General features: G+C 41.5%; 25 protein-coding genes and 1 pseudogene. 5 read left to right on the plus strand and 21 right to left on the minus strand.

All coding sequences use genetic code 11. From position 1 onward, the window contains the following. Positions 1-17: 17 nt before the first annotated feature. The 14 genes from RIG66_RS25700 to rfbF form a co-directional block, all read right to left on the minus strand. Complete coding sequence (locus tag RIG66_RS25700; protein ID WP_446381667.1) at positions 18-896, minus strand: sulfotransferase family protein; 879 nt, start codon at positions 894-896, stop codon at positions 18-20. 6 nt (positions 897-902) lie between these two features. After that, complete coding sequence (locus RIG66_RS25705) at positions 903-2126, minus strand: glycosyltransferase family 4 protein (RefSeq protein WP_446381669.1); 1224 nt, start codon at positions 2124-2126, stop codon at positions 903-905. A 111-nt stretch (positions 2127-2237) separates the two neighbouring features. Continuing rightward, a complete protein-coding gene (locus RIG66_RS25710; RefSeq protein ID WP_446381671.1) occupies positions 2238-3080 on the minus strand; it encodes a glycosyltransferase family 2 protein in 843 nt (280 codons plus the stop codon). A 223-nt stretch (positions 3081-3303) separates the two neighbouring features. Then, entirely contained in the window at positions 3304-4518 is a 1215-nt protein-coding gene (locus RIG66_RS25715) for an O-antigen ligase family protein (protein WP_446381673.1), read from the minus strand. Positions 4519-4635: 117 nt separating this feature from the next. Beyond that, positions 4636-5385, minus strand: coding sequence for an FkbM family methyltransferase (locus RIG66_RS25720; protein WP_446381675.1), 750 nt, complete (start codon positions 5383-5385; stop codon positions 4636-4638). 45 nt (positions 5386-5430) lie between these two features. Next, a complete protein-coding gene (locus tag RIG66_RS25725; RefSeq protein WP_446381677.1) occupies positions 5431-6696 on the minus strand; it encodes a glycosyltransferase family 2 protein in 1266 nt (421 codons plus the stop codon). 49 nt (positions 6697-6745) lie between these two features. Beyond that, positions 6746-8269 carry an oligosaccharide flippase family protein gene (locus RIG66_RS25730; RefSeq protein ID WP_446381679.1) on the minus strand — a complete coding sequence of 508 codons (1524 nt, stop codon included), beginning with the start codon at positions 8267-8269 and terminating at the stop codon, positions 6746-6748. A gap of 53 nt (positions 8270-8322) precedes the next feature. Next, the gene (locus RIG66_RS25735) at positions 8323-9063 is read right to left on the minus strand and encodes a cephalosporin hydroxylase family protein (RefSeq protein ID WP_446381680.1); all 741 of its coding nucleotides are present in this window, start codon (positions 9061-9063) and stop codon (positions 8323-8325) included. Beyond that, positions 9050-10123: a methyltransferase domain-containing protein gene (locus RIG66_RS25740; RefSeq protein ID WP_446381682.1), complete on the minus strand. Its 1074-nt coding sequence runs from the start codon at positions 10121-10123 to the stop codon at positions 9050-9052. The genes RIG66_RS25735 and RIG66_RS25740 overlap by 14 nt, the downstream gene beginning before the upstream one ends. Then, positions 10120-10956 carry an NAD-dependent epimerase/dehydratase family protein gene (locus RIG66_RS25745; RefSeq protein WP_446381684.1) on the minus strand — a complete coding sequence of 279 codons (837 nt, stop codon included), beginning with the start codon at positions 10954-10956 and terminating at the stop codon, positions 10120-10122. The genes RIG66_RS25740 and RIG66_RS25745 overlap by 4 nt, the downstream gene beginning before the upstream one ends. 2 nt (positions 10957-10958) lie before the next feature. Then, a complete protein-coding gene (locus tag RIG66_RS25750) occupies positions 10959-12188 on the minus strand; it encodes a class I SAM-dependent methyltransferase (RefSeq protein ID WP_446381686.1) in 1230 nt (409 codons plus the stop codon). Next, on the minus strand, positions 12185-12751 hold the full coding sequence (gene rfbC, locus RIG66_RS25755; protein WP_446344997.1) for a dTDP-4-dehydrorhamnose 3,5-epimerase: 567 nt from the start codon (positions 12749-12751) through the stop codon (positions 12185-12187). Before rfbC ends, RIG66_RS25750 begins: the two co-directional genes overlap by 4 nt. A gap of 3 nt (positions 12752-12754) precedes the next feature. Then, positions 12755-13837 carry a CDP-glucose 4,6-dehydratase gene (rfbG, locus tag RIG66_RS25760; RefSeq protein ID WP_446381688.1) on the minus strand — a complete coding sequence of 361 codons (1083 nt, stop codon included), beginning with the start codon at positions 13835-13837 and terminating at the stop codon, positions 12755-12757. Continuing rightward, a complete protein-coding gene (gene rfbF / locus RIG66_RS25765) occupies positions 13828-14601 on the minus strand; it encodes a glucose-1-phosphate cytidylyltransferase (protein ID WP_446381690.1) in 774 nt (257 codons plus the stop codon). The genes rfbG and rfbF overlap by 10 nt, the downstream gene beginning before the upstream one ends. A 362-nt stretch (positions 14602-14963) precedes the next feature. Between rfbF and RIG66_RS25770 the strand changes: the two genes are divergently transcribed. Then, a complete protein-coding gene (locus RIG66_RS25770; RefSeq protein ID WP_446381692.1) occupies positions 14964-15293 on the plus strand; it encodes a hypothetical protein in 330 nt (109 codons plus the stop codon). A 59-nt stretch (positions 15294-15352) separates the two neighbouring features. Here RIG66_RS25770 and RIG66_RS25775 read toward each other — a convergent pair. From RIG66_RS25775 to RIG66_RS25800, 6 genes and pseudogenes are all read right to left on the minus strand, one after another. Then, positions 15353-15454 (minus strand): annotated as a pseudogene (locus RIG66_RS25775) (Uma2 family endonuclease); the annotation flags it as partial. Between the two features lie 43 nt (positions 15455-15497). Then, complete coding sequence (locus tag RIG66_RS25780; RefSeq protein WP_446381694.1) at positions 15498-15992, minus strand: DUF3368 domain-containing protein; 495 nt, start codon at positions 15990-15992, stop codon at positions 15498-15500. Positions 15993-15994: 2 nt separating this feature from the next. Beyond that, positions 15995-16270, minus strand: coding sequence for a UPF0175 family protein (locus tag RIG66_RS25785; protein WP_446381695.1), 276 nt, complete (start codon positions 16268-16270; stop codon positions 15995-15997). A 446-nt stretch (positions 16271-16716) separates the two neighbouring features. After that, positions 16717-17160 carry a DUF29 domain-containing protein gene (locus tag RIG66_RS25790; protein ID WP_446381871.1) on the minus strand — a complete coding sequence of 148 codons (444 nt, stop codon included), beginning with the start codon at positions 17158-17160 and terminating at the stop codon, positions 16717-16719. 363 nt (positions 17161-17523) lie between these two features. Beyond that, positions 17524-18315 (minus strand): DUF4058 family protein, encoded by a 792-nt coding sequence (locus RIG66_RS25795; protein WP_446381697.1) that lies wholly within the window; start codon positions 18313-18315, stop codon positions 17524-17526. A 280-nt stretch (positions 18316-18595) separates the two neighbouring features. After that, positions 18596-19027, minus strand: a complete 432-nt coding sequence (locus RIG66_RS25800) for a DUF29 family protein (RefSeq protein ID WP_446381699.1) — start codon at positions 19025-19027, stop codon at positions 18596-18598. Between the two features lie 525 nt (positions 19028-19552). Between RIG66_RS25800 and RIG66_RS25805 the strand changes: the two genes are divergently transcribed. The 4 genes from RIG66_RS25805 (at position 19553) to RIG66_RS25820 (ending at position 23359) form a co-directional block, all read left to right on the plus strand. Further along, positions 19553-20407 carry a hypothetical protein gene (locus tag RIG66_RS25805; protein ID WP_446381701.1) on the plus strand — a complete coding sequence of 285 codons (855 nt, stop codon included), beginning with the start codon at positions 19553-19555 and terminating at the stop codon, positions 20405-20407. 105 nt (positions 20408-20512) lie between these two features. Then, entirely contained in the window at positions 20513-20782 is a 270-nt protein-coding gene (locus RIG66_RS25810; RefSeq protein ID WP_446381703.1) for a hypothetical protein, read from the plus strand. Beyond that, positions 20782-21225, plus strand: a complete 444-nt coding sequence (locus RIG66_RS25815) for a type II toxin-antitoxin system VapC family toxin (RefSeq protein ID WP_446381872.1) — start codon at positions 20782-20784, stop codon at positions 21223-21225. The genes RIG66_RS25810 and RIG66_RS25815 overlap by 1 nt, the downstream gene beginning before the upstream one ends. Positions 21226-21445: 220 nt before the next feature. Next, on the plus strand, positions 21446-23359 hold the full coding sequence (locus RIG66_RS25820) for a polysaccharide biosynthesis protein (protein ID WP_446381705.1): 1914 nt from the start codon (positions 21446-21448) through the stop codon (positions 23357-23359). Between the two features lie 57 nt (positions 23360-23416). Here RIG66_RS25820 and RIG66_RS25825 read toward each other — a convergent pair whose 3' ends face one another. Next, a complete protein-coding gene (locus tag RIG66_RS25825) occupies positions 23417-25750 on the minus strand; it encodes an O-antigen ligase family protein (RefSeq protein ID WP_446381707.1) in 2334 nt (777 codons plus the stop codon). Between the last annotated feature and the right edge of the window lie 235 nt (positions 25751-25985).

Consider the following 25985-nt stretch of genomic DNA (forward strand, 5'->3'; position numbering starts at 1 on the left):
TCGGTGGTTCAACAAATTTAAAGATAGCCGTAATGCTTTAGAGTATCCTGAATTAGCGGTTGGATTAACTTCAATGTATTTTGATTCAAGTCCTTTTTCCACCGACCTACACTGTCGGTTGATATCCCCTGAATTAGCTTTTGGCTGTACTGTGCGGAAATATCAACCTTTAAAAAAGTGCTGATGCGGGATAATTCTTTGATCGGATTGGCAACAAAGTCTTCATATCTTAACTGATGTATACGTGTTGATTCGATTTGGTTCAGGTCATGTTCTGCTATTTTTAAGCATCGTTGCCATTGAAGAGCGCAAACCTCAGGTAAAGAATACTGTTCTAATGCCTTTGTCATACCTTCAAAGCGAGGTCCCCAAAATGCTAGTCGATGTTCTCGTGACAGCAAACGATAAACTCGATTCCAGAGATATTGAGAAGCATAGTAGGGGATATCTTGAGGTGGCACAAAACGCGCTTTTCGTAAGATATAAGGAATATCTAAGGAGGCTACCCATCGCTTTTGAGCCGAAGCGACTACATCCCTACCATCACGAACAATAAAGATAAATTTAGCATTGGGCAGAACTTGATTAACGAAGGCAACACGAAGGGAGTTAGCACAGGTTTTTTCAACAACATAGGAAAGAGCTTGCTTTTTAGCTAGTTGATCGAAGGCTGTGCGAATGAATGATTGTATTTCTTCTGTAGCCAGTTCAGGGCTAAATTCATCAGTTACTTCTCTAGGGTTACCATGTCGCCAAATATAGTTAATTTCATCACAGGGCCAAGTGCCAAAGCCTGGTAGCTGTGTTAGTACATCGCGCAACATATTTGTCCCGGAGCGAGCCGCACCGATTATTATGATTGGACGATAAAAACTTACGTTATTTTTGACATTCATCTAACTTTATAATATATTTTTTATAGTTTCTTCAAATCTAGACATCATAGTATGAATAGTTAATTCTTTCTGGATATATATGTTGGCACATTTCCCCATATCTTGCACCTCATTGTAATTATTGTAGAGATACATGATTTTTTCCGCCATAGTTTTATAATCTTCAGATGCAACACATATCCCACCTCTTGATTGTTTTACTAAACAACTAACATCTCCCTCAGGTCCTGAATAAATTACTGGCAGTCCATTCCCCAGATAGTCAAATATTTTATTACCCAGTAAAGCGGCTACAGCTTTACCCCCTTTTAAGGGATATATACCAACATCTGATTGAGTACAAAAAAGAGGAATTTCGAGTTTAGGACGTGATCCCAAGAAAATGCAGTTGAGATTCTTGTTATGGGCAATTTCTTTGTAGGCTTGTAAACGTTGTCCATCACCGACAAATAAATACACTATGTCCGGTATGTTAGCTGTCTGTTCAGCAGCAGCAAGAACTGTTGGAATATCATAGACATAACCTAGTGAACCTGCATACAGGACAACAAAGTTACCAGTTAACCCCAACTCTGATTTGATATCACGGTTCCAGTCAATATTCTGATTGTAAACTTCTCCTTCATAACCAATTGGCACAACAGTTAGTTGATTAGGATTAACCCCCTTTGCCTTGAGAATTTGTGCCATACCCTCGGAAACTGGAATCAAATAGTTAGCTCGCTTAAAGATAAATGTTTCTATTTTCAATAGAAAATTAGTCAAGGTACTTGTCGAAAAATATCCTAAATCAATTGCTGTATCTATGGTCAAGTCTCTAACATCGATAACGAACGGAATGTTTCTCAGCTTGGCGGAGATGTAAGAAAATACAACCGATGAAAGAGGCATGGAAGTAGATATGATCATATCTACTTCTTTTACAAATAGCATGGCTAGTGATTGTATAGCAGATAGGCTTAGGTAATAGAAAGCTCTACTTATCTTAGAATTGCGATTATTAGTTGTCGCGTTTACTCGAATGATCTCAACACCATCGATAACTTCCTTGCACCATAGTTTTCCTTGAATATCTGGATGTTTTTGTCCTGTCAAGGTGTCCACTCCTGGAACAATAGCTGTTACGCGATAACCTTGTTTAGCTAAATGTGTTCCAATATGCCAGGAGCGTAATCCTCCAAGTTGTTTTGGTGTTCGATAATGATGAAAATTTAGTAAAATGTGCTTCATTACTTTGCTCTTAAGAATAGCTGTTACTAAGTTTTAGAGTAATAAACGACCCGTCAAAACCGTTGCATCTGTAAAAAATAAGGGTATATTTATTCAGGTACTTTTCTCTTCTCATCCAAAAGATATAGATAATAGTTTATGCTTTAAAGTAGCCAACCACTTTAAAGTTACAGAAAAGTTATTAAAGCCAATAATTTTATTTACAATATATTTAAGAATAAATTTTAACGCCCTTAATTTTAGTAGTGGATAAAATATCTTTTTTTTGTAATGAATATTTGCCATTAGGAGATATTCTTTGACTTGTCTAACAACTGTTTTCCAATTGTTACAACTAGACGATACACCTCCTAATTGAAAACTTACTAATACAGTATCTATAAAAATTAGATCATTGTTTTTAATGGCACGAATTTTATAGTCAGTGTCACCAAGAATTTGAAATACAGGATCAAACTGGTTAAAGGTATAAAAACTTTTAGGAAAAAGCATCGATTGATGGTTTGGCAAGTATTTATTAGCCCATTGTATAGCACTTTCCGAATTATTAACTGTATTGGGTGGATAGAACCAAATTATTTTATTATTTTGAATTTTAGCTCTTCCAAAATAGATAGCATTAGCATCTATTATTTGACTAACAACCTCAGAAAGCGCATGGGGTGAAGCGAAGTGGTCACCTGCATTTAGGAAAAGTACAAAATCACCGCTACAGTAGTTAAGTCCTTTGTTCATTGCATCATAAATTCCCTCATCTTGCTCACTTAAATAAAAATCTATACTATTTGTTTCGTTTTCAATAACTTCTATTGTACCATCTGTTGAACCTCCATCAATAACAATATATTCAATGGAATTATAATTTTGTTCTTTGATGCTCTGAAGAGTTTTAGTCAAACCCTTGGAGTCATTAAAAACTATTGTTACTATACTTATTAGCCAACTATCTATCATTGTTTATTTTGATTTATTGTAAAAAATATTTTTAAAATGAATTTTGTATTTCATAAACATTTAAGTTATAGTAAAATACATCCTTGAGTTACACAAACTTAATAGTTTTCCTGAAAAATATTTTTGATACTTTATGAGTATCTCAAAACATAAGTCATTAGTCAAATAAATATTTATACTTACTGTTCACGATGCTAAACCTTGTCATGTCTGGATTCGATCTTTATAGTTTATTTGAAAGATGAATAGATATAGCCCCAAAAACCATATAAGAATCTTTGAGTTCACCGACCACATTCCACATCAGTAAGTAAAAGATAGCGTATAGAGAAAAAGCAAGAGTAAATGAGTTGTCTGTAGAAAAAATGATAATCATAGCCTTACAGATAAATTGTACCAGTATTGTGCTTAATATTATTAGTCCTATTATACCTGTAGAGAACCATACTTCGAGAAAAATGTTGTGAGGTATACTATTGAATATTGCTTGATATATATGTAACCCATGACCAAACAATGGTTTATCTAAAATTACTTGGAATATATCAGTATATATAGTTATCCTTGGTTCTTCACTTAAATTGGTAAATAATCTTGTTAATCTAGATTTTAATATTTCAGAACTAAAACTGTTTAATAAGTAGAAACAACCCAACATCATAAACATTGATATAGAAATAAATTTTAATCCTATTGCTTTTTTCAGGGCTTTATTTAAGCTAATAAGAGACAATATTTGTTTTACAAAAACGAATATAATGTAGCATAATATAATTAGAATTGGAAACAGTATTGCTCCTCTTCCAGGCAGACTTAATAATGCTCTTAGGTTAATCAAAAAAAGACAAGTCCAACAAATTTTACTTATCAAACTTGATTTTTTAACGAGTACAAATGCAAAACAGCAAACTAGGCTAGCTCCAAGAGGCATACTGAGCGGAGCATAATTTCTTCCTTGTAAGATACCATCGATATTTATTACCATTAATGACAAAATACCACCCCAGGAAACTTGTAGATATATAATAATCGGTATGTGTTCCTTTTGGGTAAAAAATATTAAACCTAAAACAAATAGAAAGACGCTCAAATACTGCAAAGCTGGCTCTAAGTTAAGTATTGCTATATAGTCGTTCCACAATCCCGATGCCACTAAAATAGTATATAAACTAAGCCATAGTAAAATAAAATCTATTTTTTGTCTACTTATTTCAATACTTTTTAAAACTGTCGTGAGACGATTTTTGTATGTATAATTTAACAAGCCCGCCATATACAAACCAATTAAAGCACATAAGTTGAATAAAGGGCTAGATATCGTAAAGTAAACTTTAAAGATAGCCTTTATACTAGGAAGATTTAAAATAAAGAAACTAAAAAAAGATACACATACAGATAAAAAATTAGATAATTTAAAAATAATAATTTTATTTTTCATGATTAATCAATGTTATCTGTATATAGATATTATTATACAATTTTATCGAAATAATGTTTTCATAATAACTTACTTTGTTGTGTTCATGCAATTGAGTAAGTGAATTAGTTATTCAAATCAAACATATCGATGGATAAATAGACTATCCTGTTGTAGGATTCGTCCATTGGCGGCACTGTATAATTGTCCAAGTGAACCGGCATACATAAATCCCCAGCTAGTCAGTTTCTCGTATATATCATAAAATAGTGGCTGACATTTGTATAGCTCATTGAAAGATGTTTCTACTATAATTATTTTTGCTCTTCTAATAGTTTTTTCTCCACCTTGCAACACTCTATCTTCATAACCTTGAACGTCCATTTTAATGCAAAGTGGGTCACAAATATTGATTTCTTCAGCAATAGTATCTAGTTTTCTGACCTCCACTTTGAGTGGCTTGCTATGAGCAGTCTGAGAAAACTCGGTTTTATGTAGTTCAGTCATCTTCAAAAGGGATGATGATTGAGAAAAGTTATTTTCCTCCATTTCTAAACTTCCTTCATGATTTCCAACGGCTATGTTAAACCCTTTGAATTTATCTACATTTGCCATTCTGGATTGAAGCTTTGAAAAACAGTCAGGCAATGGCTCAAATGAGTAAATTTTAGAGTTAGGGAAAGCTGAATTAACCGTAACAGTGAACTGACCACAGTTAGCACCAATATCAATAAAAGTTTTTATGTCTAGTGATTTAAACCAAGTTTGATTGAGTGATATAAATATATGAATTGATCCACCTTTAAGCTTGAGCAATAATAATTTTGGATTTTCAATTATGCAGGATATTCTTTCTATGTTTTGAGCGATCTTAGTGATTGTAGACATAGCTATGTGTGTTGTCAATTTGTTATATCTTAGGCGGCTTATCTATTACTTAGATTTATTACTTAGAGTATTGTAATTTTTCGCAAAAAGGCTTTTTGTCTTGTATAAGATTTTACGAATGCGACTGTAACCATATTTATTTTCAGACATCCATATTGTCTTTGCTACTATAGAAGCTTCATAAACATTAGATAATTCCATGTCAAAAAGATTAATTCCTCTAGTATTAAAAAAAGTGTTAATTATAAACAAAATTTGTTTTGTTTTATAAAAAATACGTAACATTTTTAATGTATTAGATTGCAATAAATTAAGTTTTATTCCATGTTTTTCAAGTATCAAATTTACCCATTTTTCTACTTCATCGTAGTGCTGATCTTTCGCGCTTATAAGTGCTAAGTTTAGTTGCTTATTCATGTTTATTTTTAAGTTCTTTCTATAGTGTAAAAATGTGGCTTGTAAATAAGATTCATATACCATTACTTGGAGAGATTCTTTAAACTCTTTAGTACATTCTAATTGAAGAGATTTGTGTATAGGTATATTACCTTCTGAATAAAATTTTTGTACAGGAGAGTTGTAAGTATTTTTATTTTTGAAGTGTGATGTTCCTGTGCTGTGGTGGGAAGCACCATTAATTGCTAATGGTTCATATAAGTAAAGATACTTGTCTAAAAACAAAGCTAATGCAATTGCACTATAAACATCAGGAATCATGGATTTATAAAAAATACCTTTAGCATCCTCTTTTTTTAACTTATTAATAATATCCATCCTAACAAAGCCACCCTGGTAAAGCATTGGTAGTTGATCGTAACTAGCTGTCCCATTCATCACTTTCAACAGCCACTTTTTACAATCTCTTATCTCATAACCTTTTTTTATTGGCACAGTAAAATAAGAATTGCGATTTGAGTTCAAGGATGGCCAGGAATATTTACATAAACTCGATTGAACAGCATATACATTATTATTATTTTGGATAATAGAACTTACTCTTGAGATTGCTGAAGGAAGCAAGGCATCATCATCACCAATAATGGTAACCCAGCCATCTTTGACATGAGATAAAGCAAATTCCCAATTATGAGACATACTTACTCGTTTGCCAGTATTCAGGTATTTAATGCGTGAGTCTTTTTGTTGATAACTTCGTATCAATTTATCGGTATGATCTTCACTGAAATTGTCGCTTACAATGATGTCGAGGTTATGATACTTTTGGGCAGTTACTGTTTTCAGACAGTGTTCAAGAGTATCTGGTCGCTGCCGCGTTGGAATTATTACAGAAATTTTAAGTTCAAAATCCATATTTTTTTATTTCTATTTTACACCTAGTTTTAGCAAATATTTAAAAAACTTATTTTTCTATACTTTTCGGTGTTGAAAAGACCCAAAAATTAAGGATAATTAACCCAACCCGTTCCCGTACTCTGTTCGCGGCTAAAACTGTCGCGGTGAATGTACAGATCAAGGCTACTGCCAACGTCGCCAGTTGAGGCATAATTCCGACCCAATCAGGCAATATCCAGCCGATTGTAGCGGCTACAACCAAAGCTGCCAATAGCGGGTACAGAACATCCTGCCGATACCAGCGCCACTTCTCGGTTTTCAAAATGCGACGGTACATGAAATGTATCCCAATCAGAACGTAGCCTAAGTTCAGGCTGACCCAGACCCAAGCAGCCCCCACAGCACCATAGCGAGGGGTTGCCCAAAAAATAGCCGGAACGATCAGCAAAACAGATACAATGTTAATACACACCGTAAGCTTAGTCCAGCCATGGGCAAGTTGGGTTTGGTAGGGAATCCACATCAGACCATTGAGTAAATTGCCTATTACCAGTAGTCTGAGCAAGGGAGCCGTGTTCTTAACAAGTTCGGGATTCTGAGTCCAAAGCTGGAGAAAAGTCTCCGAGAAAACTATAAGTACTAGGGCAGTACTACCCAAGGTCACCGTAACCAATTGTGTTCCTTGATGATAGGTACGAATTAGACCAGGGGAATCTTGTGTTGCGTATAGCTGAGTGAGGCGAGGAAACCAAGCCTGGGTAATTGGGGAAACCAGCATATACAAAGCCCCAGCCACTGATGCGGCTAGAGTGTAGTAGCCATAGTTAGTCAGCGTCAGCAGCCTAGCGAGAAGAATTTTATCAATCTTAGTCAGCAGTAGAGCCAGAAAAGTGATTCCCATCATACCCCCAGCAAATTGCCAAACATTACGCAGAACTAACCATGAAAACCGACCCGGACGCTTGCCTCTGGGCAAGATGTTGTAGATAGTGAAAGCGAGAATGGAGAGAGTGGCGATTGAAATTAATCCTTGCCAAAGGAAGAATGCTTGGATTGTTGGTGAAACCCACGCCAGAATAGCCACTGCACCAAAACCACGCAGCGTTGCCATGACACCGTTGATGGTGTTGAATAGCACCTGTCGCTGTAAACCGACGATGCTGCTACGGTACAACCCTTCGATAAACCGTAGAGCCGTGACCATACCCATAATGCTAAACGCCTGAGCCACCACAGCCACTGGTAGTTCCTCTGCCCTAAGCCAAGAATTGGCTAGCCATTGAGAACTTAGGGCAATGACACCTGCGAATAAAATCGCAATCATTAATGCAATAGTTTCTATGGTGCGTAGTAAATCCCGGATTGACGTTGCTGTGTGTTCGCCCCCTGTAAAGCGAGCCATCTCCCGCGCCAAGGTAGGGGTCATCCCCATATCGAGCAAGCTCAACCAAGCAGTCACCACTGCAAATAGACCAATTAGGCCATAGGCTTCAATCCCGATAAATCGGATATAGAGGGGAATGAATGCAAAACCCATCAAGGCGATCCACCCTTGACCAAGGTAATTGGCGAGCAGGTTTCGTTTAAGCATTATGCCTACTTGAGAATTCTAGCTTCATAACGTTGCAAAAACTAAGGAGGTATTCAACTAACTCGTTTCAAGTAGCCATCGGGGGCAACTGTAATCAAAAGCTTGTGTTGAATGTTTTTATCGATTTTAAACTCAGGGTGGGTTTTGAGGTATTCCCAGACGGCAGTTTTGGGATTGTTCCCCTTACCCCAAGGACGATCAGGAAACATATCATCGGGTAAATCTTCAATGATGGTATCGAAGACAACGCAGTAACTCCCCACAGACGTTAATAGTGCATAAGCTTCTAGTTCAGCCAGAACGTGGTCGTGGGTATGATTACTATCCAGACAGACTAATATTTTATGCTTATTCGCGGCTTTCTCCTTAACCAGATCAACAACTTCTGGGGCAATACTAGACCCTTCAATCATTGAGATGCGCTTAAACATGGGATGCGCTTCAATGGCTTCTCGGTTGTGGCTACGGATATCAATATCAATCCCTATCACCTCAGCATCTTGAGAACCACCACAAATAGCATTAAGCTCTAACATTGAAGCCGAAAAAATAAGTGATCCCCCGTGAGCAATACCTGTTTCTATAATCAAATCAGGTTGGACAAACCAGATTAACTCCTGGGTAGCAATTATATCTTGAGGATACTGAATGATGGGACGACCAAGCCAAGAAAAATTGTAAGAGTATTTTTGATAATTTGATGATTTTATGAAAGCATCCGTACTAGCCACTAGATTGAGGTTTTTTATGTTAGCCATGATTCGTTGACGCTGCTCTTGTTCAAATCGTTCCATAATCCACAGTTAAATAATTGTATTGATTGCCAGTCATATCAATTATCTCAGACAAATAGTTACTATTCATAACTAAAATGTCCGCCCCTTTGCTAAGGTGTTTCATTGCTTCCGTTGGGGAATGAACCTTAATTCCTGTAGCTGCTAAATACTTCTCTTGCTTGGCAGGGTTTATGTCAATAACAATTTTTAAATCAACTCCATGACGTTGCATAAATAAAGAAAAGATGACGCCCTTAGATGCACCTCCCCATACAGCAATACTTTTAGATGCTTTATGTTTCAGTATCCTTGCATATTGACTGACTGTATCAATAAAATCCTTAGGAAATGTAATCACATCATCAGCATCTCTTTGGGGAACTCTGAGTGTACTTAGATCGGCTATCACATATAGATATTGTCCACCAAAAATATACCCTACCTCATAAATTTTTTCAAACATTCTATAAAAGTCTAATTCTCTGAAATAATTGACATGCTCATAGAATATATCAAACCAAGCTCTATGTTTAATAATCCATTCAAAACATGGAACTTCAATGTAGATCTTACCACCACCATTGGCATCACGAATTTTAGAGCAAAATCTAATTGGGTTTTGAGTATGTTCAAGGACATGCCTTAGTATAACGCCATCAAACTTAATTCTTATATTTGGAGTGAAGTAGTCCTTGATGATAGAATTATTTGAACCTTCGTAGGTTGGATCAATACCTAAAACATTCAATCCAGATTCTTTTAAAAGCTCAACAAAATAACCCTTACCACAGCCCACTTCAATCAATGAATGTCCTTCAAAGTGCTTTTCAATAAGTCTCTTAACAGAATTTAAATGCTCTCGAAAAACACGGCTACCGGCTTGTTCATTCTGGTAGTCAGTATCATACAACATTAGTTCCGGCTGAAAAGCTTTATTAAAAACCAAACCTGTTTTTAGGCTTTGAACCAAATAAATGTCGCCTTTTCCACAATTTATTGCTTCATATTCTGTATTAAACATCCGATTTTGAAAAACAGGTAGTTGTTCTACTCTGTAAATTTCTCGATAGTGCTTCAAAATTCCTCCAGAAATCGATTAAGTTTTCTTCGAGTACCCCAAAATGCCATAGGTTCATGTTCAGGGTAAGGATAATAGCCAAGGTTTAACTGAATTTCCCAGCCATGAGTTTCTATCCAATATTCGACTAATCTGCGAATAGAGATAGGATTGCCTGAGCAAATATTCACAATACCTATATTTCTGGACTTTAAGGCAAGTTTTACCAAAATTTTTGCAATCTCGCTCACAGGTAAGTAATCGCGTAACTGCTCACCTCCTGACATGTTAAATACATCATGTCTATTTTCAATGGCACTTTTGAGTTGAGAAAAAAGCGTAGTTTGAGGCTGTCCATCACCGTACATATAGAATAACCTTGCCCAAGCCAACTTAAATGGTTGCTGAGATTGAAGATATTCAAGTTGACAGCGCAAAGCATTCTTGGCATAGCCATAGGGAGTACAGGGACAGGTTACAAGTGTCTCTTCTAAAGCTCCTGATTGCATACCATACTCAAAGCAAGTTCCAGCAACAATAAGATTAGATAAGCCTGATTGTATCAGTTCTTTTAAGAATTGGTATTGGCAAGGCAATTCTTGTTCAAAGTGATGCAAAGATTGGTAATTAGGTAATCCTCCCCATGCGAGATGGATTAATATATCTGGGGAACCCAGTAAATTAAATAGGTCAGTCGGTGGCTGACATAAATCAACAGTAACTACTTTTCCAGCAAAGTCTTTGATGATATTGCTGTTAGAATCACGAACCAGTGCCACAACATCTACTGGATATCGGTACAGTTGGGCAAGAACATGACGACCGATAAAGCCAGTGGCGCCAGTCACAGCCACCTTCACTTTATCACCTCCAGTTGAGGAACTGCCGTTACAAACTGCCCACCCCACTCCCGAATATACCCTAGCTGATTCATGACCTCAGTCTTCAGATTCCACGGCAAAATAACAATATAATCTGGTTTCATTTCTTGAATAGATAATTCTTCCACAATTGGAATTCGACTACCGGGCATAAACTTCCCTTGCTTTACAGGATTACGATCCACCACAAACGATAGTAAATCCGGACGAATTCCTGCATAATTCAACAATGTATTCCCCTTTGCTGCCGCACCATAGCCAGCCACAACCTTTTCCTGACGTTTAGCCTTCAGCAAAAAAGTTAAAAAATCATCCTTTACCCGATTAGCTCGTTTCTGAAAACCCGAGTAAAAATCAGCATTTGATAAACCAACCTTTAACTCCTCATCCAGTAACCCATCAACACGACTTGTCAACGAGTGCGAACCCGAATCCCTATGCTGGGCAAAAACCCTCAAACTGCCTCCGTGGGTTGAATGTTCTTCAACATCAAAAATCCTCAAACCATTCACAGTAAAAATCTGCTGAACTGCTGTTAATGATAAATAAGAAAAATGTTCATGATAGACTGTATCAAACTGATTTCCTTCAATTAATCTCAATAAGTGAGGGAACTCAAACGTGGCTACTCCTTGAGGTTTAAGCAACATAGCAAAACCTGAAACAAAATCGTTAATATCCGGAACGTGGGCTAAAACATTATTAGCCGCTATCAAATCCGCTTGTTTACCACAATTGACTAACTCACGAGCAAGGCGAACGCTAAAGAAATCTTCAACAACCTCAATCCCCTTTCTCCTAGCTGCCGCAGCAGTGCTGGCTGTGGGTTCAACTCCCAAACAAGCAATATTATGATCTTTAAAATATTGCAGCAAATAGCCATCATTAGCTGCAACCTCAACCACATAACTATCACCATTGAGATCAAATCGACTCATCACATCCGCTACATACCGCTCCGCGTGAGCCAACCAAGTCTGAGAAAAAGAGCTGAAGTAAGCATAACTAGCATCGAAAAGTTCCGCCGCATCTGTAAAATCTTCCGTCTGTACGAGCCAGCAATTTGTACACACCAAAACCCGCAGAGGAAACCACTTTTCCGAGGCGTGAAGTTGTTCTGGGGTTAAATAGGCATTGGATGGTGGCGCACTTCCTAAATCAATAAAAGATAGCTTCAATGTCTCATGACAGTGACGACATTTCATAGACACACCCCACCAAACTGAGAGTCATGAATGAATGGATGGGCGCGATCGCGTTGAGATAATTCCATAATGGGTAAAGGCCAAGCAATATTGAGATCGGGGTCTTGAACGTGCAAACCTCCCTCAAACTCAGGTTGATAAGATGACGTATGTAAATATAGCAGTTCACAATCGTCTGTCAAGGTTTGAAACCCGTGAGCAAACCCTTCTGGAATACAAAGGCTTTTGTAGTTATCAGCCGATAAGACCTCCCCATACCAATGCACAAAAGTGGGCGATCCTTTTCGCAGATCCACCGCCACATCAAAAACCTCTCCCTGTAAGCAGCTAACAATCTTTGCCTCAGCATAGGGCGGGTATTGGAAGTGAAGCCCCCGTACAGTTCCCTTCGAGCGAGTCAAGGAATGATTGATTTGAACAATGGTTTTGCCAAAACCGACGCGACTCAATTCATCGATGCAGTACATACGGCTAAATTCCCCTCGATGGTCTGAGTTCGCCTGTCGTTTGGCTACCAAGAGTCCTGATAAGGAAGTCGGTTGAAAGCTAAAGCGATTACTCATACCTTATCGACCCTCTTGATAAGCAAGAATTTGACCTAGGGAATATTGCTGCATATCCTTTTCTTGCTGCCAGACTCGATACCACTCAACGGTCTGTCTAAGAGCTCGATCTAATGACCAATGCGATCGCCACCCTAAGTGAGTCCACGCTTTTGTCGTATCTAGGCGTAGGAGACTCGCTTCATGGGGATGAAAATTCAACTTATCAACTTTAATTTCGCCATATCCCCATAATTCAACCACCTGTCGTGCCACTCTCTCAACGGTTGCTTCATTGGCAGGGTCTAGACCAAAATTCCAACTATCAGCGTAGATTGCAGAAGGTTGGAGCCATAACTGCTGAGTGAGCATTAAGTAACCTGCTAAAGGATCGAGAACGTGCTGCCAAGGGCGTACTGCACTTGGATAACGCAAGAAAATTGGCTGATCTAGCATTAATGCTCGAATACAGTCGGGAATCAAGCGGAATTCAGCCCAATCTCCACCTCCAATTACATTTCCCGCTCGAACGGTGGCGATCGCAGCTTGCTGACTTGCATCCGAGCCAGTTGTAAAAAAACTCGCTCGATAAGACCGTGTGACTATTTCGGCACAAGCTTTACTAGCACTATAGGGGTCATGTCCGCCCAGTGGATCGTTTTCTCGATAAGGATAACACCATTCGCGATTTTCATAACACTTGTCAGTGGTGACGTTAATAACAGCCCGAACGCTAGGATTAGCACGAACCGCCTCTAACAAATTAACTGTTCCAAGTACATTGACAGCATAAGTTTCTACCGGCTCTTTGTAGGAATAACGGACTAACGGCTGTGCTGCCAGATGAAATACAATGTCTGGCTGAACGCACTTCATTGCATCTGCCAACCTTGCTCCGTTACGAATATCACCAAGGGTATTGCTCGCGAGCAAATCTGCAACTTGTGCTACTTCATAAAAACTCGGTTGAGTTGGAGGTTGTAAGGAATAACCATGAACCTCTGCTCCTAGGGACTGAAGCCAAAGCGATAGCCATCCCCCCTTAAAGCCCGTGTGACCTGTTAGAAAGACTTTTTTATTCTGCCAAAAATCAGGATTTATACCCATACTTTCCACGGAGCACAATTCTCTTTCCAGAGTGATTCAAGATAATTTTTATCCCTCAACGTATCCATTGGTTGCCAAAAACCCCTGTGTTTATATGCCAATAATTGACCTTTGCTGGCAATAATTTGTAAGGGTTCCCTTTCCCACGAGGTTTGATCGCCGCTAATCAACTCGAAAACTTGTGGCTCTAACACAAAAAAACCACCATTAATCCAGGCATTATCTCCTTGAGGCTTTTCTTGAAATGCGATGACGGCATCGTCTACAGAAAGTCTAATCGCTCCGTACCGTCCTGGCGGTTGTACAGCCGTTAATGTAGCCCATCGCCCTTTTTTTTGGTGAAGTTGAACTAATGCACGAATGTTAACATCAGCTACCCCATCTCCATAAGTAAAACAGAAGGTTTGATCGCCAATATGCGATTGGATGCGCTTTAGTCGCCCTCCAGTCATCGTATCATCTCCTGTATCAACTAAGGTTACTTTCCATGGTTCTGCTTGTTGACGATGCACTTCCATACGATTTTCATCCATATGAAAAGTTACATCAGACATATGAAGAAAATAATTCGCAAAATATTCTTTAATAATATATCCTTTGTAACCACAACAAATAATAAATTCATTGATTCCATAAAATGAGTAGATTTTAAGGATATGCCATAAGATTGGTTTTCCGCCAATTTCGAGCATGGGTTTTGGTTTAAGATGGGTTTCTTCCGCTAAACGAGTTCCAAACCCACCTGCAAGAATTACAGCTTTCACGAGTGTCTTTAATGTATAATTTTTTTAAACTATTTACTTCAATAAAGGTAGTCCAAATCGACGAAACTGAGGTCAAATCCAACTATAACACCCAAACGCAGCAGATCAACATCACCGTGCGATCGCCCGATACCCTTTTGATCGCTTAAGCCGCCTCCCAAGTCTCTACCCTTCTCCAGCAGCAGTTCCCAGCGCTCTTAGGTCACGCGATCGCTAATAGTCTATGCCCCATCGAGCTAGAAATCAACCAGCCGCAACAACTTCTCGATCAGTGAGACCAACCAATTGCTCAAGTTCGCGACCCCAACAGCATCGATCCCCAACCGATTAGAACCGCTCCCTAGTACAAATAGTAGTACTGGATGCGATCGCCAGTTTTTCTCCAGCCAATAGGGGAGAGGCGGGCGACCCGACAAATTGAGGGGAATGGAGTTTTCATTAGTGCCAGCGGGTCGCCCCTACCTGACCCCAGGTGTTTTGGCTTATCCCTAACGGGTGCGATCGCGTCCGGGGGAGACTCCTATCTGACCAAATTTCATCCTTGCTCGTTTCCCCTTGCCAATACTACGGGCAAATCCATTAATTTTCTTGAGGAACCCGCATCTTTTGTTAACCCGGATTCAATGGTAACTTGGTGGGTTACGGCGGATTTATCATTGAATGGTTCATTTCCTCAATTTAATACCGCCTAACCCACCCTACGGGTCTGGGGAAATATGTATCTTTTTGTAAACAGAACACAACAGTTGCAATTAGGCATCAGATTATAGCGCCGCTCAAACTCAGCACGACTCAAGCGATCGCCATTCTCTAAAGCAGGAATCAATTGTTGGTCAAGACTAGCCGGATTCATGTTCCCTCCCGTAAGCATCACCTTCAGGATACTTTGTCACCAATCAATCCTCTTCTCCAGCCAGTCGTTTAGCCACTTCTATGACTTGATCCGAAAGCCAATATCCCCGCTCTCTCATATCTGACAAAAGCACTCCCACGTTCTCAATTGCTCCTTTTTCTTTCAGGCGTAGTAAAACTCCTATCGATCCTGTCGTGGTCAAACCCAGTTGTTGTGCTACCCGTCTGCCCGCACGATCATCTAACACTAACACAATGTCTTCTGTAAACGTTGCCGCCAGAGCGATCGCTTGTTTCTCCCCTTCATCCAAACCAGCAATGGCTATTTCGACAGCTCGGTCAATCTTCCTTACCTCTGTTACCCGAATAAAATCAGTAACAGCTTGCTCAATCTGCTCCGATTCGGCTCCAAATTTCGCCAATAATTCTCGGTAAACGGTAGGGGGAATAAATACTTCTGGAGCCAGCTCTTTGAGTAAAACCAATTTTCCAATTTTGGCTAAGGCAATAATCGGACCTGTATTGACAACAAGTTTCATCGTTAGCTGGCGTTCCTAAGCCGTCCTAAATCCTGTTCCAGTTCTAATTCCAGCTCTTCTGGTGGATAATTAAAAACACTGACTCGATATCGGCTGCAAGTCTCAAAAAAATCGAGTCTTGACATTCCCGCTAACTCAGCCGCTTTTCCCGCCGAAACCTTTCCCAGTTCAAACATTTTCAGGGCAGCCATTAAACGGATATGCTGCTCCATCTCATCTTTTGTCATTTGCACAGCATTTTCAAATCCGGCTGGGTATTTGATTTTTAGCTCTTCCATTTTCGTGTTTATTCCCCTCTTTCCTCGACTATCTATTTAGATTTCCACAATCAGCGGGCGACCCGACCGTCTGTAGGGGAGACTCCTATCTGACCCAAGTGCCTTTTTATCCTTGTTGGTTCCTCCTTGCTAATACTACGGGCAAATCCATTAATTTTATTGAGGAACCCGAATCTTTTGTTAACCCCGAATCAATGATAACTTGGTGGGTTACGGCGGATTTATTATTGAATGGTTGATTTCCTAAATTTAATACCGCCTAACCCACCCTACGGGTCACGCTTGATTGGGGTCTATAGGACGCACTAACGCGGCGTCTGACAGATCAGTGTAGGTCGTCTGAATACCTCAACTTAGGTATTTTAAGTAGCCAATCGGAGTTTCCATTTACACGCTCTGTTCTAATTTCCATTTTCTCCTCCCCATTATCACAGTAGTTACGAAAACTAACCACAATCCGGCAGAAAATTTTGAGCCAAAATCTCTTCTATCTCAAAAGGACAGGATAAGGGAAATGCCGTCTCAGGAAGACCCGTTTCTCGACAGGCATCTCGCACAGCTTTCGGATACACCCTTGCCAATCCCTGCTCCAACTCGCCTCTTAAACTCGGACTATCTAGCAATAGGGCTTCAATTTCATCGCGCTGATGATCAATCGTCACTAGCCAACTTTTGCTTTGTTTGTCGGGTTGATATTGCCACTTGAGCAGGTGCATGACTAAAACCTGTAAGCGGCTGCGAAGTTGACGGAGGTCACGCTTGCCCATACTTTCTAACTCTTCAGCAATATGCTCCACATCAATTTCGGACAAACAGCCTTGCCGCAGTAATTCTACATTTTTACGAATCCAAGCATAGAAGTCCAGATCGTATTCAGCCTCTAGATTCATCGTTCTCATGCTCCAATCAATATAAATCTATTTTCTAGCCGTCGTCTAATCGACACAATTCAAATTATCGATCAGGCTGTATAAAATACTATTTTAGCTGGTATAAATCCGGCTGGGTATTTGATTTCCCTCTGGAAGCAATGATAATTTAGTGGGGTACGGCGGATTTATTATTGAACGGTTCATTTCCTAAATTTAATACCGCCTAACCCACCCTACGGGTCACGGTTGATTAGCGTCTATAGGACGGTACATTTTCCCATGATATAGATAAAATAATGGCTCTCATCCTTGTAGTGCGAGCATCTTGCTCGCTACCCATTCCCAATTTAAATGTGTGACAGCTTACACTCTTGTTGACAATTATCGCCATCCACTCTCTTGCAACAGGGTAGCTGCCCAAGCGGCGTCATCTGCCTTGAGAGGGGGTACAGGTTCACTCCCATAATCCACAGCTAAGTCAAAGCTGGCTCTGTCATAGACTTGGGTGAATAACTCCTGTAAATCCACGATGGGTTCCACATCAGTTGACGTCAAAGGTAGCGGAAAAACCGGAATTTTCTCACGAACCCCAAACCGATACAACTGAGCTAGGGGTCGTTTGTCGCTACGACTGATTAAGATATTATAGTCACCGCGTGGTCTTTCTCCCCAAATCAGCATCGGCTTTCCCCGCCTCAACAAATCAATTTCGACTAAATGGGTAAAACTGCCTAAAACCTCCAGGCGTTTGCGAGAATAAGCCTGACGCCCCACAACCGCACGCTTATTTTTCGGGGACAGGATTTCTATGGCTGTCACCACCGCCCCCGTGCCAATTTCTCGAATTTCTAAATAACTCTCCTTGACTTCTTCCGGCATCGGTATTCTAACCGTTACAGGTTCATTTTGAGTTAACACGGTCGCCGTTGATGAAGTCGTTGATGAGTTCTGATTTGTAGTTGAACCTCTAGACACAACAGCCACATCAGGAAGCCCCACTAACGCGGCGTCTGACAGATCAGTGTAGGTTCGTTTTTCGACAGCGACTCGGTATTTAGGGCGCAGTTGCGGACCCAAAAAATCGGCTAGGTTCACGATTAACCGACTATGAACCTCCGCCCATAATTCGGAATGTTCTAAATACGGGTCCATGCCCGGAAAGGGAGAAGGCATCTGAATGACCTCAACGTAGGTATTTTAATTTTCATCGGGAATCAATGATAACTTGGTGGGTTACGGCGGATGTATCATTGAACAGTTTATTTCCTAAATTTAATACCGCCTAACCCACCCTACGGGTCACGCTTGATTTGGTTCTATAGGACATATAGGACAGCACATTTTCCCATTATATAAAATTACCTAAAAATCGATAAAAACCCCAGCACTAATTCTATTGTTTTAGCCACGATTACCCATCTGATGTGCCATGAAAACCTGATTTTTGTGTTTCTTAGACTTTGTTAGGTAAAATGAGGGTCATGGCGCTATCAATAATCCTGTTGCGGTCAATCATATTCTCTAACGTTTCTGGAGCATAAAGTCCTTCAGCGACTTCGAGAGATGCGCCATTGAGGGCTTGTTCATAGGCTTCTTCTAGGGCGAGGCGCAATTCCTCCGGTTTAAGATAATAACCACCTGCTTTGCGTCGTTTATTTTTGCTCTGTATCTCTAGGGCACAATTCCGAATAGAGACATCCCAAGAGCGGGTGGTGCGGTTTTCAGCTTGTTGTTTGATTAAATGGACAAGCAAAATCTTGGCGTAGCTACGAATATTATTGATTTTGTCGTCTTTGCTCATTTCCTCCAATTCTTCAACAATGACCAATGCCCCAGAAATATCACCTTTGAGGAGTAAACCTTTCAACTCTAGTAATTCTTCCATTGGCTTGCCTAATCTAGATTTGATGGATTAATCTAAACCTTTGATATACCGTAGGGTGGGCATTGCCCACCATCTTTAAGTCAGTGGCATTTCCCCTAGCCCTCTCCTACAAGGAGAGGGAAAAGGAGAGGGAAGCGGAATATATTTTTTTATTTGAAGGGGCTTTGATGCTCCCCCTTCCGTGCAAAAAAAGCGAAGCATCCTCAAGTTGACACCACCATTTTAGCTGGGTCACGCCAGTAGTGGCGTAGCATACCTTATTTGATGAATTAGAATTACGCCCCGAAACCGTAGGGGCGCAAAGCTTTGCGCCCGATTCAATGGTAAAATCTATTCCACCATTTTAGCTGTGCCAGTCCAGTAGAACCCCATATCCTACCCCATCAACAATGACACCAGGGTTACGGATTTTCCCTTGTCAGTCTAGAAAGGTTTGATTGACATCAGTCATTGAGTTCAATCTCATGACGCTACAGTTTGACGCTGTATGCTAATGGTAATCATGCTTATCGGTGTAGGAGGACTATGGAATTGAGGCAAAACGCAGAACTGAGAACGGTTGAGGATGAAGATGAAATTTCCTTACTCGATATTATTCAGTTTTTCCGCCGCAACTGGAGGTTGATGGCATGGGGAACGCTGGGACTTTCAGCCGTCGCGATCGCGCTCTCCCTACTAATGCCCAAACAATACCAGAAACAGCTCACCCTGTCAGTCACCCCGGTTCCTATCTCCGTGTCCGGTATCCCTGGCGTTGATATTCAACAAGCCAGTCACAAAACGGTGAAACTGTTGGAGAATCACTACGACAAAATCGATGAAACTGAGGTCAGATCCAACTATAACAGCGAAACCCAGCAGATCGACATCACCGTGCGATCGCCCGATACTGGTTTCTTAGCTGAAGCTGGTTCCCAAGTCTCTACCCTGCTCCAGCAGGAGTTTCAAGCCATATTTGGTCAAGCGATCGCCAATAGTCTATTCAGCACTGACATGGAAATCCAGAAACAGCAACAAGTTCTGGAACAGCTCGAACAACAAATTGCTCAAGTTCGTGACTCCAATGGTATCGATCCCGAACGGATTAGAACCGCAGTCCGGCTTGAGGCACTAGAGACACAACGAGCAGAAGTCTTGGCTCAAATTGCCAGCCTAGAATTTGACAAACAGTATCTCGAACCGGCTCAGGAAAATCTAGCCGAGTTTACCTCTCAAATCATCTCCATCCAACTCTTAAGCGAATCCAAAGTTGAACCAACACGCTCCCTAGTACAAATCGCCGTACTGGCTGCGATCGCTAGTTTCATGGTTGCCATCCTCGCTGCCATTATCCGCGATCAAGCCAGACGCCTCAAGGATGAGTTATCCCAGAAAAAGTAGCTCGTGCAAGATGGTGGGAACTAAAGTTCTCACCACGAACCTGCGGTTTTATTTAATGACCTTAAGGCAAAATTAAAATAGCTGTATTGTCTATGCCACTAATCTATGACCACCACCAAAGAACAATTGCTGATTGCGATCGAATCCACCCCAGAACCCATTCTGGAGCAAATTCTTGACTATCTTGAATACCTCAAAACCCGATCTACCCGCCCTGCTACTCGAGCTAGAACCGTTCCGATTCCGGATGGGGAACCCATTTTGCGTGGCTCCAAAGCCAAAGATTTACTAAGATTCGCTGGAACTTGGCAGGGCGAAGACTTCGAGGAATGCCTTCAACGTGTTTACGAGACTCGTTCCCCATCCGAATTCTGATGTATTTGCTCGATACCAACCACTGTAGCCGCATCATCTTCGGCGAACCGACTCTCATTCAACAGCTACAAGTTCACAGTGACGCAGGTGTTGCCACCAGTGTCATCGTCTGTGGAGAACTCTTCTACATGGCAGCTAAATCTGAGCGAACAACAGCTAACCTCCAGCAAGTTAGAGCGTTTCTAGACATGATTGACCTGTACCCCATTAACCTGGCCATTTCTGAAATTTACGGCTCGCTCAAAGGAAAATTAATTACAGCTTTTGGACCCAAAAATAAGACACAGCGACGAAACTTCAACCCCCAAAGCCTTGGCTTTGGAGATAACGATCTTTGGATCGCAGCTACAGCAATTCACTATAATCTTACAGTTGTTTCTACCGACAACGATTTCCAACGTCTTCAACAGGTAGAACCTTTTGCCTTAGAATCGTGGGGTTAGGGAGGGGTCAGATCAAGGTATTACAAATGTTTGAGCTTAAATTGAGACCAATGAATCTGTTCTCTACCGATAGGGGTTCAATTCCCGGAGCGATCGCCACCGAAAACTATTTGATCAACTGATATGCTTATCTGTGGGGAACAAAAGTGATCCTAGCCAGGACGTTAAAGCCAATGTATCATACCTTGTTGCAGCCAGTATTGCCTTAGAGGTGCCGTTCATGCCCCAAAAAAGGCTCTTTCCTTCCGCATATCGATTGGGACAACTCGGACTTGATGGATTTGTAGCTTGGTCAGCTTGTAGCCTTGCTTTTTGGTTCCGCTTTGATGGTCATATTCCCGCTTCTCACCAAACCTTAGCTTGGATGCTTCCCCTCTTGGCGATTCCAGGGCGTTTGTTGTTTCACGCCAGTTTTGGTCTGTATAAGCAAGTCTGGCGTCTGTTTGGACTGAAAGATGCTACTACCCTTTGTCAGTCGATCACCCTCTATTCCTTACTAATTCTAGTCATCACTCGCTTACTGATTCCGCGTTTTACCTCCTTTTCGGGTCTTCCCTTGGGTGTGGCGGTAATTGATTGGAGTTTTTGTGTGATGGGGATGATCGCCCTGCGCTACGCCCGTCGTCGATTGGTTCGGTATCACCCACGCGATCGCATGGCTTCACCTAGAGATCCCCAGCGGGTACTATTAGTGGGTGCAGGGCGGGCTGGATCACAAATTGTCCAGGAAGTCAACCAAAATCGCCAGCTTAACCTGGAAATTCTCGGCTTTCTGGATGATGATCCGACGAAGATTGGACGTAAAGTCGAAGGTATACCGGTTCTCGGTGCGACATCGCAGCTTGTACCCATTGCCAAACGCCTCAACGCCGATGAAGTGCTGATTTCTATGCCCTCGGCTAAGGCATCCCAAATCCGTAAATTGGTGGATCTCGCCCAAGGTAGCGCCTTGAAGCTGAAAGTGTTACCGGGACAAGCCGAACTGCTGTGCGATCGCTCCCTGACTCCCCAAGCTAGACCCATCCAAATTCAGGATATCTTGGGACGCCCGGAGATTAAACTCGACTTTGCCGATGAATTTAATCAGCAATTCCCCTCCGCGCGATCGCAAGTCTATCAGCGCACGGTTCTAGTTACGGGTGCAGGGGGTACAATTGGCTCAGAAATCTGTCGCCAGCTTGCTCGTCTCGAACCCCAACATCTCCTATTACTGGGACGCGGGGAAAATAGTATTTTCAACATTGAGCAAGAACTACGCCGCGACTTCCCCAACCTGAAAGCAACACCAATTATTGCCGATATCCGCCATCAGAGTCGTATCCAGACCATCTTCCAAACCTGGCAACCTCAAATTGTCTTCCATGCGGCGGCTCATAAACATGTCCCCTTAATGCAGCATAACCCTACTGAAGCTCTGGAAAACAATGCTTTGGCGTCGGCTCATCTGGCACAACTAGCGGAACAACAGGGTGTAGATACCTTTGTCCTCATTTCTACCGACAAAGCCGTTGATCCCTGTAACTTTATGGGCTTAAGCAAGCGCTTAGCTGAACTCCTGGTTAAAGCGTGCGCCGCCAAAAGCCAAACCCGCTTTCTTGTGGTGCGCTTTGGCAACGTTTTAGGGAGTCGCGGTAGTGTGATCCCGATTTTCCAGGCACAAATTGCCAGAGGCGGTCCTGTCACCATCACTGACCCCAACATGACTCGTTATTTTATGACCACGCCTGAAGCTTCTCAGCTTGTGATTCAAAGCCTTGCTGTGGGACAATCCGGTCAAACCTTAATCCTGGATATGGGTCAACCTGTGAAAATTTTAGACCTGGCACAACAAATGATCCACCTAGCGGGTTTCATGCCAGAACTGGATATCCCAATTAAGATTACCGGATTGCGTCCCGGCGAGAAACTGCATGAATCGTTAGTGAATTCTCATGAAAAAGTGGCGCCGACCGATCATCCTAAAATTTTGCAAGTATCCAGTACCTTGCCATCAACTGAAGGTTTCCTAACAGTTCTTAAAACCCTCTCAGAGACAAAAAATAATCACCTACCTGCTGATAAATTATGGTTATTGGCACAAGATGTTGTCTCGATTCTAGAATCATCCAAAACATTAATAATTCATAATAAATAAAAAAATATAAATGGAAATAGTCCGTCTTTGCAGCCATCTGTCGTCTGAATTTTTGTATTAGGAACAATCAGCTTCACCAACAAATATGCTCAGATTCCGATCATCTTGGGAAAAGCCTTTTGACTTGGGATTGAACACTGAGTTGGCTTGAATCTGTACCAAAGACCAAACGCTTTGTGGTGTACTGTTGAACTGAAAATGCTGTTCCTCATCCGGCGTCTCTAACTGCGCTTTAACAGTTGCCAGGGGCTTAGGTAAATTCTGTAAAACTTGGGCTGAAAACTCACTTGTGTCTGTCAAACTGTAGACAGATATCTGGAAAGATAGAGGCTGATCCTGAGAATAGTCAGGTCTAGAAGCTTGAACCGTAAAGTCTAAGCGATCGCGCCGTTCACAACTCTTGGCGAGAAATGTACAATTTTTATCACACCACCGTCCAGCCCGCCCTGAATTTGTTTCCCAATCATACATATTTCTCGACCACCCTATACCCAGATTAGATTGTACAGGGGGATAAAAGACTTGGGTACTGATCCAACGAGTGCCATCAGGTTGAGCCGTTGAGAAGGATAGTTTATGTTTCCTAGGCAAATACCGATTCCCATTTGCGAGGGGCAATCCGAGTTCAGTCTTATCATTCACCGTAATCCGGAATTGATTGTCAGACTCCATAAAATCTACGCTTATGGGTTTCTCGACGGGATGCGTGGTAAAAACTGAATAGGTTTTTCCCTCTGGCGTGGCGAAAGCTGCCAGCTTGACAGAGGGGGCTAACCAACGCATTAGACTTGAACTAGGCTGTGTCAAATTAGCTTCAAATGGAAATCCGCCAAAGCTAAAGGTCAACGTACAAAAGAAAATTAAAAACAGGCAAATCCCTGCTAACCCGGAAAAAGTCCCTCTAAAAATAAAACCTGTTTGATTCACCAACCCTTCTTTTTGCCACCAGAATTGATCCAGTCTTTCACGCCACTGATGTTGAGCCTTTTTTGCTAATCTACTCCCTACCTCACCATCAAAGTTAGGTTGAATGATATCGACATAATTTGGGTTTGTAGTCGGCACTTTAGTGCCACCAGCGCTTAAACGCTCATGACAAACATTTAATTCAGAGTGGTGAATCACTGGTAAGTAATTTGATTGGGAGTAATCGGAGCAAAACGGTAAACCAGCTAGAGTTCCCCAGAAAAGAGCGTGCAGGTAAAAAACCGGGCGGATGTAGTCGATTTCTTGTACCAGTGACGGGATAATAAAAGAACTCAGTGCCAAGAGGAACAGTAATTTGCCTCTAGGGAGCCAACGAGAATTTTGCCAGACTGTTACAGCAATCAGACTCAAAATACCCAGAACAAGTAAGCTGTGTAGTAACCCAAGTTCTACCAGCATTTGCATGAATAAGTTGTGAGCCGTATCCAACACATACGTCATGTTGTGTTTTGACCCATAGTCTGAAATCACTTGGAACCAACTCGCGTATCCATGTCCCAAAATCGGTGCTTCTTTGAATATCTCCCACCCCGCTTTCCAGATGTCCAGTCTTGCTGTATCCAAAGATAAAGGATTGGCTCTCCAGTTATAGCCAATGGACTGAGCGATGTCCTGTAAACCCTCCTGATGGTTAAAAAGAGAGTAAAGAACATTGCCTAAAACCGCCAACAAGATTCCCTCAAGTGCCAAGATAGAAAGGCTTCTGCGTTTCAAACCACAAGCTAAACAATAAAAGAGGCAGATGGTCACATAAACCATACAGAGCAACAGTCCGCCCCGTTGCTGAGTAGCCAGAACGCCTAGAACCAATAAAGCAGAGATTCCTGCCCCAATCAGCCGACTTGCCCAAGTCGATGCTGCAATCGTTGCCCATAAAGTAATGGCAAGTCCGGATGCCAAATAGGGCCACACCCAACCGGGATTGCCAAAAATTTGAGTTAGCCGTTCAAACCCATAAGCATTATGTAGTAAGCTCTTGGGCAACGCCTGTTCAATTCCCCACCCAATACACCAAAACCCAACCCCCGTAACCAGCACAGGACCAAAAACTACAGCCCCGAAGAGTAACTGCCAACCCCGACGCACAATCCGGGCAATCAGAAACGCTAGGGTTCCTATCATCGCCGCCGTCAACAGCATAAAAAATGTCCGTAACCCATAGTGCTGAGTGATACTCGCCTGCAACAGACACTCCAGTTTGGTAGCTATACCCGGAACAATTCGACAGGGTATCCAAGATTGATTGGGTGTGTGAAAGATAGACCAAACTGCCCGTAATCCCATCACACCCACTACACTTAGCCACACGAAACTCAAGACAACGCTCTCACCCCGTCGAAATGACCAATCGCGTCGCTGGAGTGTTTTGCCAAAACTCAAGCTACCCGAAAGAATACCACTCAACAGCGCTATTCCTACCAGCTCGGGTATCGCGGGGAGAGTATGGTCGGGATTGATGGGAACAAGCAAATGGAATACGATAACGATTCCTAATATCAATCCCATGCTAAGCGGCTGCCATCGTAATCTAGGCTGACTCACTTGATATACCGTGTATTCGTTAAGACAGTGCTAGTTTAGTTTATCCTACCCTAAGAGAACCTCTGAAACCGGATGTTTTGTTCACTTCGGCAACTCA

Source organism: Coleofasciculus sp. E2-BRE-01 (assembly GCF_040221695.1).
Lineage (GTDB): Bacteria > Cyanobacteriota > Cyanobacteriia > Cyanobacteriales > Coleofasciculaceae > Coleofasciculus.

Bases quoted from the DNA above. Each gene is read 5' to 3' on its own strand.
- RIG66_RS25790 (WP_446381871.1), bottom strand. From the start codon at position 17,160: ATGAATCTAGAGGCTGAATACGATCTGGACTTCTATGCTTGGATTCGT.
- RIG66_RS25770 (WP_446381692.1), top strand. From the start codon at position 14,964: ATGCGATCGCCAGTTTTTCTCCAGCCAATAGGGGAGAGGCGGGCGACC.
- RIG66_RS25805 (WP_446381701.1), top strand. From the start codon at position 19,553: ATGGAATTGAGGCAAAACGCAGAACTGAGAACGGTTGAGGATGAAGAT.
- RIG66_RS25730 (WP_446381679.1), bottom strand. From the start codon at position 8,269: ATGCTTAAACGAAACCTGCTCGCCAATTACCTTGGTCAAGGGTGGATC.
- RIG66_RS25705 (WP_446381669.1), bottom strand. From the start codon at position 2,126: ATGAAGCACATTTTACTAAATTTTCATCATTATCGAACACCAAAACAA.
- RIG66_RS25700 (WP_446381667.1), bottom strand. From the start codon at position 896: ATGAATGTCAAAAATAACGTAAGTTTTTATCGTCCAATCATAATAATC.
- rfbG (WP_446381688.1), bottom strand. From the start codon at position 13,837: ATGGGTATAAATCCTGATTTTTGGCAGAATAAAAAAGTCTTTCTAACA.
- RIG66_RS25725 (WP_446381677.1), bottom strand. From the start codon at position 6,696: ATGGATTTTGAACTTAAAATTTCTGTAATAATTCCAACGCGGCAGCGA.
- RIG66_RS25720 (WP_446381675.1), bottom strand. From the start codon at position 5,385: ATGTCTACAATCACTAAGATCGCTCAAAACATAGAAAGAATATCCTGC.
- RIG66_RS25735 (WP_446381680.1), bottom strand. From the start codon at position 9,063: ATGGAACGATTTGAACAAGAGCAGCGTCAACGAATCATGGCTAACATA.
- RIG66_RS25815 (WP_446381872.1), top strand. From the start codon at position 20,782: ATGTATTTGCTCGATACCAACCACTGTAGCCGCATCATCTTCGGCGAA.
- rfbC (WP_446344997.1), bottom strand. From the start codon at position 12,751: ATGAGTAATCGCTTTAGCTTTCAACCGACTTCCTTATCAGGACTCTTG.
- RIG66_RS25785 (WP_446381695.1), bottom strand. From the start codon at position 16,270: ATGGAAGAGCTAAAAATCAAATACCCAGCCGGATTTGAAAATGCTGTG.
- RIG66_RS25780 (WP_446381694.1), bottom strand. From the start codon at position 15,992: ATGAAACTTGTTGTCAATACAGGTCCGATTATTGCCTTAGCCAAAATT.
- RIG66_RS25800 (WP_446381699.1), bottom strand. From the start codon at position 19,027: ATGGAAGAATTACTAGAGTTGAAAGGTTTACTCCTCAAAGGTGATATT.
- RIG66_RS25715 (WP_446381673.1), bottom strand. From the start codon at position 4,518: ATGAAAAATAAAATTATTATTTTTAAATTATCTAATTTTTTATCTGTA.
- RIG66_RS25750 (WP_446381686.1), bottom strand. From the start codon at position 12,188: ATGAAATGTCGTCACTGTCATGAGACATTGAAGCTATCTTTTATTGAT.
- RIG66_RS25795 (WP_446381697.1), bottom strand. From the start codon at position 18,315: ATGCCTTCTCCCTTTCCGGGCATGGACCCGTATTTAGAACATTCCGAA.
- RIG66_RS25710 (WP_446381671.1), bottom strand. From the start codon at position 3,080: ATGATAGATAGTTGGCTAATAAGTATAGTAACAATAGTTTTTAATGAC.
- RIG66_RS25820 (WP_446381705.1), top strand. From the start codon at position 21,446: ATGCCCCAAAAAAGGCTCTTTCCTTCCGCATATCGATTGGGACAACTC.
- RIG66_RS25810 (WP_446381703.1), top strand. From the start codon at position 20,513: ATGACCACCACCAAAGAACAATTGCTGATTGCGATCGAATCCACCCCA.